The sequence below is a fragment of the Tunturibacter empetritectus genome (genome assembly GCF_040358985.1).
In the GTDB taxonomy this organism is placed as follows: Bacteria; Acidobacteriota; Terriglobia; order Terriglobales; family Acidobacteriaceae; genus Edaphobacter; species Edaphobacter empetritectus.
Window position 1 is genome coordinate 4008496 of record NZ_CP132932.1, and the last position, 13576, is coordinate 4022071.

Consider the following 13576-nt stretch of genomic DNA (forward strand, 5'->3'; position numbering starts at 1 on the left):
CCTAGAGACGGGACTTTGCTTCGGAGAGTGCGGTTTTGACGCGGGGGCGGGCGGTGCCGCCGATGACGTCGTGGCAGTCGAGGGTGGCTTCGAGGGTGATGGCGGGGAAGAAGTCTTCGCCGAATTGGGGGCAGATGGTGCGGAGTTCTTCGAGGGTGAGTTGCTGGAGTTCGCGTTGGGTTTTGGGGGTCCCCTCTCCCATTGCTAGCCGGACGGCGTTGCCGATGTGCTCGTGGGCTTTGCGGAAGGGGATGCCCTTGTCGGTGAGGTAGGTTGCGGCGGCCATGGCGTTGAGGTAGCCGGAGTGGGCGGCGGTCTTCATGGTGTCGTAGCGGAACTTGAGGGAGGAGGTGAAGGCGGGGAGGACGCTGAGGATGCCGGCGATGGTGTCGGCAGCGTCGAAGACTGGTTCCTGGCCTTCCTGCAGGTCTTTGTTGTAGGCGAGGGGGAGGCCCTTTATCAGGGTCGCGAGGGTCGTAGCGGCTCCCAGTAAGCGGCCGGATTTGCCGCGGATGAGTTCGGTGAGATCAGGGTTTTTCTTTTGCGGCATGGCGGAGGAGCCGGTGGAGAAGCGCTCGGGGAGGTCGAGGAAGCCGAATTCGGCGGTGGAGTAGAGGGTGAGTTCTTCGGCGAAGCGGGAGATGTGGATGCCGAGGGTGGCGATGGCTTGGGTGAACTCTAGGGCGAAGTCGCGGTCGCTGGTTGCGTCCATGCTGTTGGGCGTGGGGGCGTCGAAGTTGAGGACGCGCGCGGCGATGGTGCGGTCGAGGGCGAGGGTTGCGCCTGCTACTGCCCCGGAGCCGAGGGGGCAGAGGTTCATGCGCTTGCGGGCGTCGGTGAGGCGGGAGGCGTCGCGCTCGATCATCGTTACATAGGCTAAGAGCCAATGGGCGATTAAGACGGGTTCGGCGCGCTGGAGGTGGGTGTAGGAGGGCATGGTGGCTTCGCCTGCGGATTCGGCGAGATCGATGAGGGATTTGCGCCATGCTTTGAGGCCCGCGAGTGTGTTGTCGATGGCTTCGCGGACGAAGAGGCGCATGTCGGTGGCGATCTGCTCGTTGCGGCTGCGGCCGGTGTGGAGCTTGAGGGCTAGGTCGCCGATTTGTTTGGTGAGTTCGAGTTCGACGTAGTGGTGGACGTCTTCGGCCTGGGGGTTGGCGGTGACGATGGCTTCGCCTTGGTCGGCTTGCTGTTTGGCTACGGCGCGGAGGCCTTCTTCCATTTGGAGGAGCTCTTCACTGGTGAGGATGCCTGCGGCTTCAATGGCTCGGGCGTGCGCTATGCTGGCTTCTACTTCGTAGGGTACGAGGTGCCAGTCGAAGGGGAAGGAACGCTGCCAGGATTCGAAGGTGGCGTCGAGTGGTTCGCGAAAGCGGCCGGACCACATCTTGTTCGGGTTTGTTTCATTGGACATATCTATCATTTCTTTCCGCTTACGGTCTAATGCGAGTCAGGCACTAATAGAGTGTTCAGGTGAGTAAAAGACACGTAATCGTCTGACGGATCGACGAAGGCGTGGTGATGTATTGCAATCCCTCGTTCATTGTTTCTTCCCGAAAAATTGGCAAGTCAGGACGTAACCGGCTAAGGCACGCTAGCAACTCCCCGACCGTGAAAGAAACACCCATAGGATCAGAAGCCCCTAGGCGTTCGTTTGCTGGCAGATCATTTTTCATGTGTTTATTTGCCTCACCTTTTGTTTGGTTCCATGCAATTGCAGTTCTGCAGATCGACCTTCAATTGTGGCAGCCGTCGAAAAGAACCCGATCATTTGGATGGTGTCCATGCGCGCAAATTATTCCAATTGCCGTTGTAGTCAACATCCACGTCAAAGTAGTTTGGCGGGCAGTTATCAGCGACAGCAGCCAGTCTAAATCGATAGATTCCTGTATATTTCTTCAGTTCCTCGTCCTTTGTCCGCGTCTCTCTGAATGTGAATTGCCACCCTGACGGAGGTTCCTTGCTGAATCGGGCAAGATCGAGATAGAAAACAATTCCCTTTTGAACGGATCTAGGTTCAAAGTCCCAACCAGCCCACGAAATTTGCCGCGAACCCGTGAACGTGGTTGGAGTACTTCCGGAAGCATGTTGACTGGTGAGAGACGTAACGAAAACCCGGCAATTCTGAGCTGCAGTTTTTCCTTGATTACGGAGACTCACTCTAATTAGGACGCCATTGAAAGGGCCTCCGCTGGTCCAGGCCGCCTCGAATTTGTCTGCGTTAGCATCGAATTCAAGTTTTAGTCTGGGTCGCGTATACCAATCGCGAAAGTGCTGATAAGCACCAGACAAAATTCCGGCAACAATACCACCAACGATCGCGGCCCCGGCACCGATTCGAGCGGCCTGTAAGGTATCGCAGTCCATCAACACTTGTTTCCTCTCGCTTACGTATGTGGTTACTTCTTGTCGTTGCTGCTGTTGAGTTGGGGCATCTCGGAGCCTTTGCTGAGGGTGATCAGGCCGGTTTGGGCGTAGGTGATTAGCTTGGCGCGGGTGTCGGTGATGTCTAGGTTGCGCATGGTGAGTTGGCCGATGCGGTCGCGGGGGGAGAAGGTGGACTCGCCCTTTTCCATGGTGAGGCGCTCGGGGTGGAAGGTCAGGTTGGTCGAGGCGGTGTTGAGGATGGAGTAGTCGTTGCCGCGGCGGAGTTCGATTGTAACCTCGCCGGTTACAGGTTTGGCGACCCAGCGCTGGGCGGCTTCGCGGAGCATGATGGCCTGAGGGTCGAACCAGCGGCCCTGGTAGAGGAGGCGGCCTAGCTTGCGGCCGTTGTCGCGGTACTGCTCGATGGTGTCCTCGTTGTGGATGCCGGTGATGAGGCGCTCGTAGGCGATGAAGAGGAGGGCGAGGCCGGGTGACTCGTAGATGCCGCGGGACTTGGCTTCGATGATGCGGTTTTCGATTTGGTCGCTCATGCCGAGGCCGTGGCGGCCGCCGATGGCGTTGGCTTCGAGCATGAGGGCTACGGGGTCGGAGAGCTCTTTGCCGTTGAGGGCAACGGGGAAGCCTTCTTCAAAGCGGATGGTGATGGCTTCAGGTTTAATTGTGACGTCGTCGCGCCAGAAGGCGGTGCCCATGATCGGGACGACGATCTTCATGCTGGTGGTGAGGAGCTCGAGGTCCTTGGCTTCGTGGGTTGCGCCGAGGATGTTGGAGTCGGTGGAGTAGGCTTTTTCGGCGGACATCTTGTAGCCGAAGCCGGCCTTGGTCATGAAGGCGGACATTTCGGCGCGGCCGCCGAGCTCGTCGATGAAGGCGGCGTCGAGCCAGGGCTTGTAGACCTTGAGGTCGGGGTTGACGAGGAGGCCGTAGCGGTAGAAGCGCTCGATGTCGTTGCCTTTGAAGGTGGAGCCGTCGCCCCAGATGTTGACGTCGTCTTCCTTCATCGCCGTGACTAACATTGTCCCAGTTACAGCCCGGCCGATGGGGGTGGTGTTGAAGTACGTGACGCCGGCGGTGGTGATGTGGAAGGCGCCGGATTGGAGGGCGGCGATGCCTTCGCGGACGAGGGGGCCGCGGCAGTCGATGAGGCGGGCTTTTTCTGCGCCGTACTCGAGGGCTTTGCGGGGGATCTCGTCGTAATCGGCTTCGTCGGGCTGGCCGAGGTTCGCGGTGTAGGCGTAGGGGAGGGCGCCCTTCTGCTTCATCCAGTGGAGCGCGGCGCTGGTGTCGAGGCCGCCGGAGAAGGCTATGCCGACTTTTTGGCCGAGGGGGAGGGTTTCTAGAATTACGGACATTTGATTCCTCATTGCTGATGGTGGCGCATGTGTCGCGCGGCTAACGTAGTACTAGGTGCCATAGACCCCAGGTGAGCATACCCGCACCCAGCACTGCATAACAGATTCGAATGAAACGCTTCTTTGAAGGTGTGAGTTCAGTCCCATAAATTAGAAGCGATCCAAGGGCGCTATAGACCATAAAAATGACACCGCCAATAGCCGCTCCTAAATATTGTGCGAAGTGATTGGTTGATTGAGCTTCCATTTTAGGAGCGTTTGCGGGGTTGGATGCCTCGGCTGCGGCTGTTGGAGGTGCGCTTGGCTCCGCCGAGGAGCATGAGCAGGATGGCTTTTTGGGCGTGCATGCGATTTTCGGCTTGGTCGAAGACTAGGGACTGGGGGCCGTCGAGGACGGCGTCGGTGACTTCGGCGTTACGGTGGGCGGGGAGGCAGTGCATGAAGACGGCGTCGGCCTGGGCGTGGGCCATGAGGGCTTCGTTGACCTGGTAGGGCTTGAAGATGGGGGCGCGCTTGGTGGCCTCGTGCTCGAAGCCCATGGAGGTGCAGACGTCGGTGTAGACGGCGTCGGCTCCGGTGACGGCTTTGACGGGGTCGTGCATGAGGGTGATGCTGCCGCCGGTGGTCTCGGCGATCTCGATCGCTTTGTGGATGATTTCGAGTTTGGGCGCGAAGCCTTTGGGGGTGGCTACGGTGCAGTGCGCGCCGAGTTGCGCGGCGGTGAGCATGAGGGAGTGGCAGACGTTGTTGCCGTCGCCGACGTAGGTGAAGTGAAGGCCCTCTGCGGAGCCGAAGCGCTCTTCAAGGGTGAAGAAGTCGGCGATGGCCTGGCAGGGATGTTCGAGGTCGGAGAGGGCGTTGATGACGGGGATTTTGGAGCAGGCGGCGATCTCGGTGATGGTGTCGTGGGCGTAGGTGCGGAGGACCATGATGGACATCCAGCGCTCGATGTTGTGGGCCATATCGGCGAGGGACTCGCGTTCGCCGAGGGGGGACTGGGTCTGGTCGACGAAGATGGCGTTGCCGCCGAGGGTGTTGATGGCGGTCTCAAAGGTGAGGCGGGTGCGGAGGGAGGCCTTCTCGAAGAACATGACCATCTGGCGGGCGTCGAGGGCGTGGCGAAAGTCTTCGGGGTTGGCTTTGACGGCGTGGGCGAGCTCCATGAGGGCGGCCATCTCTTCGACGGTGAGGTCGGCGATGGAGCAGAGGTCGCGGCCGTGGAGGCGCTTGGAGGCTTCGCTGAAGGCGGTGTCGGACTGGATGCCGAGGGGGGCGCGGTGGGGGATGAGGTCTTCGGTGTCGGGTTTTGAGTTCATAATGACGGTTTTGCTACCCATGAGATTTTTCTCCTGCCGGTGCTGCTCCGGCCAGTGCTGCAGTGAAGATCTCGTCGAAGGCCTTGATGGCGGTGTCGACGTGTTGACGCTCGAGGATGAAGGGTGGAAGGAGACGGAGGACGGTCTCGCTGGTGCGGTTGATGATGATTTTCTTCTCCATCATTTGAGCGGTGACGCGCTGGGCAAGGTCGGCGGAGTTGATCTCAATGCCGAGCATGAGGCCTTTGCCGCGGACTTCGGTGATGCAGTCGTGGCGCTGGGCCAGTTGCGTGAGCTGGTCGTGGAAGTAGGCGCCTGTCTCGTTGATGTGGGCGAGGAGGTTGTCGCGCTTGATGGTGTCGATGACGGCGATGGCTACGGCGCAGGCGAGTGGGTTGCCGCCGAAGGTGGTGCCGTGCATGCCGGGGGTGATTGCTTCGGCGGCGGCGTTGGTGCAGAGCATCGCGCCCATGGGGACGCCGTTGGCGATGGGCTTGGCTACCGTCGTGACGTCGGGGAGGATGTTGTAGTGCTGGTAGGCGAACCACTTGCCGGTGCGGCCCATGCCGGATTGGATCTCGTCGGCGATGAGGAGGGCGCCGGTGGAGTCGCATAGCTCGCGCGCTGCTGCGAAGAACTTCTGCGTGACTGGGTGGATGCCGCCTTCGCCCTGGATGGGCTCGATGCAGATGGCACAGACTTCGGATGAGAACTTTGCGCGAAGGTCGGCTACGTTGTTGAAGCGGACGAAGTCGACGCCGGGCATGACGGGCATGAAGGGTTCGCGGTATTTTTCTTTCGCTGTGGTGGCGACTGAACCCATGGTGCGGCCGTGGAAGCTGTGGTCAAGGGCGAGGAACTTTGTGCCGATGGTGCGGCCTTTGGAGCGGAGAAGTCCGGCGTGGGCGCGGGCCAGCTTGAGTGCGGCCTCCCAGGCTTCGGTGCCGCTGTTGGTGAAGAAGACGCGGTCGAGGCCGGTGATCTCGGTGAGGCGAAGGGCGAGTTCGGCGGTGTGCTCGTGGAAGAACAGGTTGGAGGTGTGGATGAGGCGCTTTGACTGATGCGCAATGGCCTCTTCTACTGCGGGGTGGTTGTAACCGAGGCCGCAGACGCCGATGCCGCTGAGGAGGTCGAGATAGTCATTGCCGTTTTCGTCGCGCAGGTGAACGCCTTCACCGCTGACAAAGAGGATGGGGTTGCGCTCGTAGGTGTTGAGGAGCAGCTTTTTTTCGGCTGCCTGAATGGATTGCAAGCTGGATTGCAAGTTCGGCTTCTGAGTGGATGCTTCGTTCATGCGACCATGACCTCCGTTCCGTCGTTGACCCGTGTGGAGACGAGGTCAGGTAGTAGAGATGCCGCTTCTGCGGGAAGAATGCGTACACGCTTGACGCCGTGAGTGAGGGCGTCGCGGCAGGCGTTGAGTTTAGGGAGCATGCCGCCGGAGACGACCTGAGCCTGCTCCATGGCGGGGATCTGGGCGAGGGTGAGCCAACGCATGACGTTGCCGTCGGCGCCTTTGACGCCGGGGACGTCGGTGAGGAAGACGAGAGTGTCGGCCTTGGCGCCGATGGCGCAGGCGGCGGCCATCTCGTCGGCGTTGATGTTGTAGTACTCGCCGTCGAAGCCGAGGGCGATGGAGGAGATGACGGGGACGGCGCCCATGGCCCAGATGGCTTCGAGCCACTTGGGGTCCATGGCGGCGATCTCGCCGACGAAGCCGAGGTCGGGGGTGGTTTTTTTCTTGCGTGCTCGGAAGACGTGGCCGTCACCGCCGGAGAGGCCGACGGCGGACTGGCCGTGGGTGCCGATGGACGCGACGAGGGACTTGTTGACGCGGCCAGCGAGGACCATGAGGGCGGCGTCGCGGGTCTCGGCATCGGTGATGCGGAGGCCGGAGATGAACTCGCTCTTCTTGCCCATCTGGGCGAGGGTGCGGGTGAGCTGCACGCCGCCCCCGTGGACGACGGCGACCTGATTTCCATCGGTGACGAGATCGGCGATGGCTTTTCCGCAAGCGTGGAGGATCTTTTTATCTTCGAGAGCGGCACCGCCTAGCTTGACGACAAATCTCACAGCAAGCCCTCCTCTTCGTTCCATCCGCACATCAGGTTGAGGTTTTGAACCGCCTGACCGGAGGCTCCTTTTAAAAGATTGTCGAGGCAGGAGACCAGGATCAGACGGTTTCCGTCGGCGGCGAGTGCAAAGCCGAGATCGCAGAAGTTGGTGCGAACGATGTGCTGGATCTCCGGCAGGTGCGGCGTGTTGCGGAGCCGGACCAGCGGACTGTGTTGGTAGAAGTTTTGCAGCACGGTGGTGATTGCGGCGGCTTCGGTTTTGGTTTTGAGGCGGAGGTAGATGGTGGACAGGATTCCGCGCGGTATGGGGAGTAGATGCGGGGTGAACTGGATCTGGTCCGAGGTGATGTGAAGCTGCTCGAGGAGTTCGCCGGTGTGGCGGTGGCCGAAGACTGCGTACGCGGAGAGGTTGTCGGCCGCATGCATGAAGTGGGTCTTGGCGGTGGGGGCTTTGCCTGCTCCGCTTACGCCGGATTTTGCGTCGCAGATGATGCCGTGTTCCAGATCAACTAGCTCGGCCTGGAGGAGCGGGGCTAGGGCGAGGAGGATGGAGGTGGCGTAGCAGCCGGGGTTGGCGACGAGGCGGGCGTTGCGGATCTCGTCGCGGTGAAGCTCGGGGCAGCCGTAGACGGCTTCTTGTTGAAGCTGGGCGGCGTGGTCGGCGTTGGCGTCTTTGAGCTTGTAGACGGCGCGGTTGGTGTGGTGCTGGAGCCGCCATGCGCCGCTGAGGTCGATGACCTTGATGCCGCGTTCGATGGCCTGAGGAACCCACTCGCGGGATTGCTCGTGCGGTGTGGCGAGGAATAGGACTTCGGTTCCGGTGTCGGTGATGCGGTTCCAGGAGAAGGGAAGGATCGGATGGGCGTGTTGATCGCCTGCGACGGCAAGCTGGGGATGAATGTCTTCGAGGTAGTGCAGGCTGGTGGACTCTGGTTCTCCGGCTCGGCCAAGGAGTGTTGGCGCGTTTCCGCGGAGTCGGGGATGATGCAGGAGCAGGCGGGCGAGTTCGCCACCGGCGTAGCCGCCGATGCCGGCGATGGCAGTGCGGGGCGCGGTGGTGCGTGCGGCGGGTTGTTCAAGTACGTTTGTCATTGAGATGGTTGAGTTAGCCAAGGTAGTCTTCGATTCGTGTCTTCAACAGGTTTGCTTGTTTCTCGTCCGGACAGATGATGAGGACAGTGTCGTCGCCGGCGATAGTGCCTATCACCTCGGGCCAGTCCTCGTAGTCAATGCCAGCGGCGATGGGTTGAGCGCTTCCGGTGGTGGTGACGAGGACGAGGAGGTTGATGGCCTGACGGACTTCGAGGCCGAAGCTTTCAAGTACTTCTCGGATCCCGGGGAGCGCGTCCTCGTCGGAGTCGTTGCCGTTGGGAAGAGAGTAGCCGTTTGGTCCTTTATTTAATCTAAGCTCATGAATATCGCGCGATAATGTTGCTTGAGTGACGTGAAATCCGCGTCCGGCTAGTTTTCGGCGTAACTCATCCTGGCTGGTGACCGCAGACTTTACCAGTAACTCTCGAATTACGGCGTGACGCTGTTGTTTCATTGGATTTGTTGTACCTGTGTTTGCGTAGCTAAGTCGTCAACAGCGGCTCAATTTAGTAGATGAACTCAATTAGGTAGATGAGGTTGATGTGTATAAATATACATTATTTTATGTATATTTATACATAATGCTGTCTCGTCTTTTTTCTCGGTTGACGAGCGCTCCACACAAAAGGAAGGGTCGCGCCCGGGATTTTGCTGCCGGGTGCGACGTATAGTGAAGCATGGAACGGTCCCTGGCAGCTAGTTTGTCCCCAACTCGCCGTGATGTGGGTGTGTCTTCCGCGGTTTCGCCGTCGCTAATTGACGAGCGTTTCGATCATGACTCTTGTGGTGTAGGTTTTGTTGCTTCGGTGGATGCTGCGGCTTCGCATGTGATTCTGGAGCAGGCCCTGACCGCGCTGGGACGGCTGGCGCATCGCGGTGCGACGGCGGCTGATGGGAAGAGCAGCGACGGGGTTGGCGTGATGACTGCGGTTCCGCGGTCTCTGCTGGTTAAAGCTGCGAATCTTTCGATTGATGAAAAACAAGTGCTGGGCGTTGGGATGCTGCTAATTCCGATGGCGGAGACGCGTGCTGAAGAGATTGTGGATCGGTGTCTGCAGTCTCATGACTTTGAGATTTTGTGTTGGCGCGATGTGCCTGTGAAGACGGAATACCTAGGGCAGACGGCGCTGGAGACGATGCCGAAGATTCGTCAGGTGCTGATCGTCGATGCGACGGATGCAGAGCCGGAGACGATGGAGCGGCGGCTGTATCTTGCGCGGAAGCAATTTGAGCGGGCGCATGAGCAGGGCGATGTAACGGGGTATGTGTGCTCGATGTCGTCGCAGACGATTGTCTATAAGGCGATGTGCACGGGCGTTTTTCTGCGTGACTTTTATCCTGATCTGGCTTCAGAGGATTACGTTACGCCGTTCGCGGTGTTTCATCAGCGTTATGCGACGAATACGTCCCCTACTTGGCATCGCGCTCAGCCGGGGCGGAAGCTGGGGCATAACGGCGAGATCAATACGGTGTGGGGAAATAGGGCGCGGATGGATGCTCGCGACTCGACGCTGCCGGTGGAGTGCAAGCCGGTGCTGACGAAGGATGGGACGGACTCTACGAGTCTGGATGAGGCGGTGGAACTGCTGTCGCAGAACGGGAGGACGCTGGCTGAGGCGGTTCGGATGCTGCTGCCGCCCGCGACGGAAGGGCATCATGAGTCTTCTTTTTTGAGGTACCACACGGATTGCGCAGAGCCTTGGGATGGTCCGGCTGCGCTTGCGTTCAGCGATGGACGCGTTGTAGGTGCAGCGCTGGATCGGAATGGACTGCGGCCTTGTCGATTTGCAATTACTAGTGGGGGGCTTGTGGTTGCGGGGTCGGAGGCGGGGCTGGTGGATCTCGATCCGGAAGAGGTGACGCATAGCGGACGGTTGGGGCCCGGGCAGATGCTGCTGGTGGATCTGGAGCACCACAAGGTTTATGAGGATGAGGAGTTGCTGGAGCTGTTTGATGCGGGGGCGACTTACGCGAAGTTGATGGAAGACACACCGCTGATTGCGGCTGAGGCGGGGGCGGTGGATTCGGCTGCGCTGGCTGCGGTCCAGCGTGGGTTTGGGTATACGCGTGAAGACGTGAAGATGATTCTGCAGCCGATGGCGCTGGAGGGGAAGGACGCTGTGTATTCGATGGGCGATGATACGCCGCTGGCGTTTCTGGCTCGGTCGCCGCGTCCGATCTATGCGTACTTTCGACAGAGGTTTGCGCAGGTGACCAATCCGCCGATCGACTCGTTGCGCGAGTCCTGCGTGGTGTCGCTGCATACGCGGCTTGGGCCTTGGCCTCACATGCTGGATAAGAATGCGCCGCTGCCTGGAGTGTCGCTGCCTTCTCCCTTTTTGACGCTGGGGCAGGTGGAGGCGTTGCGGAAGGGGGAGTATCCGCACAAGGAAGAGCTGAAGCTGGCGGAGTTGCAGGCGGTGTTTGGTGCGGAGAAGACGCTGACGCAGGGGATTGATGAGCTGTGCATGCAAGCGATCAAGCTGGTGCGCGAGGGAGCTCGGATTCTGTTGCTGTCTGATCGCAGTGCGAGTGTGGAGAGGTTGCCGATTCCGATGGCGATGGCTACCGGAGCGGTGCATCATTCGCTGGTGGATGCTGGTCTGCGGACGTTGGCTGGGCTTGCGGTTGAGGCTGGGGATTGCAGGGATATTCATCATGCTGCGGTGCTGATTGGTTATGGAGCGGGTGCGGTTTGTCCGTGGCTTGCGCTGGAGACGGGCAGGAGTCTTGCGCCTGCGGGTACGGATGCGGCGGATGCTGAGCGGAAGATGATGAAGTCGCTTGACGGAGGGCTCGCGAAGGTGATGTCGAAGATGGGGATCTCGGTGGTGGACAGCTACCGCGGGGCGCATCTGTTCGACATCCTCGGCTTGCACTCGAGTGTGGTGGCGCGATGTTTCTTTGGAACGCCGGCTCCATTGTCTGGTGTTGGATTTGCCGAGGTGGAGCGGCAGTTGCGTCAAACGTGGACGCCGGGTGAGGCTGCTGCTGCGGCTTCGGCGGAGTTGCCGGATTATGGCTGGGTGCGGTTTAGGAAGGCGGATGTCTCGGAGCCGCATGCGTGGCAGCCGCCGACGGTGAAGGCGTTGCAGTCGGTAGTGGGGAGTGCGCGGAATGTGCCGCAGCCTGCGGACCCTGCGGGTGCGTTCGCGATCTATACGCGGGATGTGATTGCGCGTGATCCTGCGGTGTTGCGGGATCTGCTGGAGATTCGTCCGGCGGGGCCTGAGCTGTCGTTGAGTGATGTGGAGACGCCTGCGAGTTTGTGTAAGCGGTTTGTGGCGAGTGCGATGTCGCTTGGGTCTTTGAGCCCGGAGGCTCACCAGACGATTACGGCTGCGATGAATATGCTGGGCGGGCGGTCGAATACGGGTGAGGGTGGCGAGGATTCGGCGGTCTACCGGCTGCATCCTGAAGGGGCGGAGCGGGTAGATTCGGGCGGAGGGATGAGTTTGGCTGCTCGGTCGGGCGGAGGCGCGGCGGTGGCCGAGGCTGCGGTAGAAGCGCCTGCGGTGCATGTGTCCTCAAACATGAACCTGAACAACAAGATCAAGCAGATTGCGTCGGGGCGGTTTGGTGTTACGGCTGAGTATCTCGTGCACGCTGAGGAGATTGAGATCAAAGTGGCGCAGGGAGCGAAGCCTGGTGAAGGTGGACAACTGCCGGGGCATAAGGTGAGTGGATTGATTGCGCGGTTGCGTCATGCTCAGCCGGGGGTGTCGCTCATCTCACCACCGCCGCATCATGATATTTACTCGATCGAGGATCTGGCGCAGCTGATCTATGACCTAAAGCGAGTTAATCCGAAGGCTGCGATTGGCGTGAAGTTGGTGTCGGGTTGTGGTGTGGGTACGGTTGCGGCTGGTGTGGCGAAGGCTTATGCGGATTACATCGTGATCGCTGGGAACACAGGCGGGACTGGTGCGGCTGCGCTTTCGAGCATCAAGTATGCGGGGAATCCCTGGGAGCTGGGGCTAGCTGAGGCGCAGCAGGTGCTGATGCAGAACGGCATGCGCGGACGCGTAAGACTGCGTACCGATGGCGGGCTGGCTACGGCGCGGGATATCTTGATTGCGGCGCTGCTGGGTGCGGATGAGTATGCGTTTGGGACGGCGGTGCTGGTGGTTCTGGGTTGCGATATGGCGCGGCAGTGTCACTTGAATACCTGTCCGACCGGGATTGCGACGCAGAAGCCGGAGCTGCGGGCGAAGTTTCGGGGGAAGCCGGAGCATGTGGTTCGGTTTTTTGAGCAGCTCTCGGGGGATCTGCAACATCTGCTGGCTCGCTATGGGCTGCCTTCGATTGAGGCGGCGATTGGGCGGGCGGATCTGCTGGAGCAGGTGCGGTTCGATGGGAATCTTGATCTGCAGCCAATGCTGGCGAAGGTATCGGATGGGCCAAGCCGGTTTATGGGCGTGCGGAATACGCAGCCTGTGGCGGGGCCGCCGCTGGATGAGGCCTGGGTTGGGCCGGCGATGGCGGCGACGGATGCTGGAGAGCCGTTTGTGGTGGACTCAAAGATTGCTAACAGCGATCGCGCGGTTGGTTCGCGGTTGGCGGGAGAGCTGGCGCTGCGTCGAGCGCAGGGAGAGCTTGTGGCGGATGTTACGTTCAACCTGACGGGGACGGCTGGGCAGTCGTTTGGCGCGTTCACGGTGGATGGAATGAAGCTGGTGCTCGAGGGACAGGCGAATGATTTCGTTGGGAAGGGGCTGTCGGGTGGCGAGCTTGTGATTCGGGCGCGTGGATTGGCGGCGAAGGACAGCGGGAAGCATGTGATTCTGGGGAATGTTGCTCTTTATGGGGCGACGTCTGGAAGGTTGTTCGCGGCGGGGCGGGCGGGAGAACGGTTTGCGGTTCGAAACTCCGGTGCGATTGCTGTCGTCGAGGGAGTTGGCGACCACGGGTGCGAGTACATGACTGGGGGAGTGGTGGCGATTCTTGGCAGGGTGGGGATCAACTTTGGCGCTGGGATGACGGGCGGTCTGGCGTGGGTTTTTGATGCCGATGGGTCCTTTGTGTCGGGGTTGAGGTATCATTCGGAGTTCATTGATGCTGAAGCATTTGATGCTGTTGGGGCGGAGGCGCAGGAGAGTCTGCGGGCTTTGATTGCAGAGCATGTCAGGGAGTCGGGGAGTGGGCTTGGGCAGACGATGCTGGCGGATTGGCCTGCGCGGGCGGTGGGGTTCATTCGGTTGACTCCGCGTCCCCAAGCTTAGGCGTTTGATCAGGCTGCTGCGTTGCGTGTGGCCTGGTATGAACGCGCCTCCACGGTGTGGGAGGGCGACTAGCTAGCCTACGACTCCGCATCGTTGGACACGGTTCGTCAAATGCGAGTTGCATAAAGATT

Annotated in this window: 9 protein-coding genes; 1 reads left to right on the forward strand and 8 read right to left on the reverse strand. The window is 60.4% G+C overall.

The genetic code is table 11. The annotated features are described in order from the left end of the window. Position 1: 1 nt before the first annotated feature. The 8 genes from argH to RBB75_RS16755 all read right to left on the reverse strand — a co-directional run bounded on the left by argH (position 2) and on the right by RBB75_RS16755 (position 8677). Positions 2 to 1414 (reverse strand): argininosuccinate lyase, encoded by a 1413-nt coding sequence (gene argH / locus RBB75_RS16720; RefSeq protein ID WP_353068721.1) that lies wholly within the window; start codon positions 1412 to 1414, stop codon positions 2 to 4. Positions 1415 to 1767: 353 nt separating this feature from the next. Further along, entirely contained in the window at positions 1768 to 2367 is a 600-nt protein-coding gene (locus tag RBB75_RS16725) for a hypothetical protein (protein WP_353068722.1), read from the reverse strand. Between the two features lie 32 nt (positions 2368 to 2399). After that, positions 2400 to 3740 carry an argininosuccinate synthase gene (argG, locus tag RBB75_RS16730; protein WP_353068723.1) on the reverse strand — a complete coding sequence of 447 codons (1341 nt, stop codon included), beginning with the start codon at positions 3738 to 3740 and terminating at the stop codon, positions 2400 to 2402. 248 nt (positions 3741 to 3988) lie between these two features. After that, positions 3989 to 5077, reverse strand: a complete 1089-nt coding sequence (argF, locus tag RBB75_RS16735; RefSeq protein WP_353068724.1) for an ornithine carbamoyltransferase — start codon at positions 5075 to 5077, stop codon at positions 3989 to 3991. Further along, positions 5070 to 6350 carry an aspartate aminotransferase family protein gene (locus RBB75_RS16740; protein ID WP_353068725.1) on the reverse strand — a complete coding sequence of 427 codons (1281 nt, stop codon included), beginning with the start codon at positions 6348 to 6350 and terminating at the stop codon, positions 5070 to 5072. The genes argF and RBB75_RS16740 overlap by 8 nt, the downstream gene beginning before the upstream one ends. Continuing rightward, the gene (gene argB / locus RBB75_RS16745; RefSeq protein WP_179637819.1) at positions 6347 to 7129 is read right to left on the reverse strand and encodes an acetylglutamate kinase; all 783 of its coding nucleotides are present in this window, start codon (positions 7127 to 7129) and stop codon (positions 6347 to 6349) included. Before argB ends, RBB75_RS16740 begins: the two co-directional genes overlap by 4 nt. Beyond that, positions 7126 to 8244 carry an N-acetyl-gamma-glutamyl-phosphate reductase gene (gene argC / locus RBB75_RS16750; RefSeq protein ID WP_353068726.1) on the reverse strand — a complete coding sequence of 373 codons (1119 nt, stop codon included), beginning with the start codon at positions 8242 to 8244 and terminating at the stop codon, positions 7126 to 7128. The genes argB and argC overlap by 4 nt, the downstream gene beginning before the upstream one ends. Then, entirely contained in the window at positions 8237 to 8677 is a 441-nt protein-coding gene (locus RBB75_RS16755) for an arginine repressor (protein WP_179637820.1), read from the reverse strand. The genes argC and RBB75_RS16755 overlap by 8 nt, the downstream gene beginning before the upstream one ends. 223 nt (positions 8678 to 8900) lie before the next feature. Between RBB75_RS16755 and RBB75_RS16760 the strand changes: the two genes are divergently transcribed. Next, positions 8901 to 13445, forward strand: coding sequence for a glutamate synthase-related protein (locus RBB75_RS16760; RefSeq protein ID WP_353068727.1), 4545 nt, complete (start codon positions 8901 to 8903; stop codon positions 13443 to 13445). Positions 13446 to 13576 lie beyond the last annotated feature (131 nt).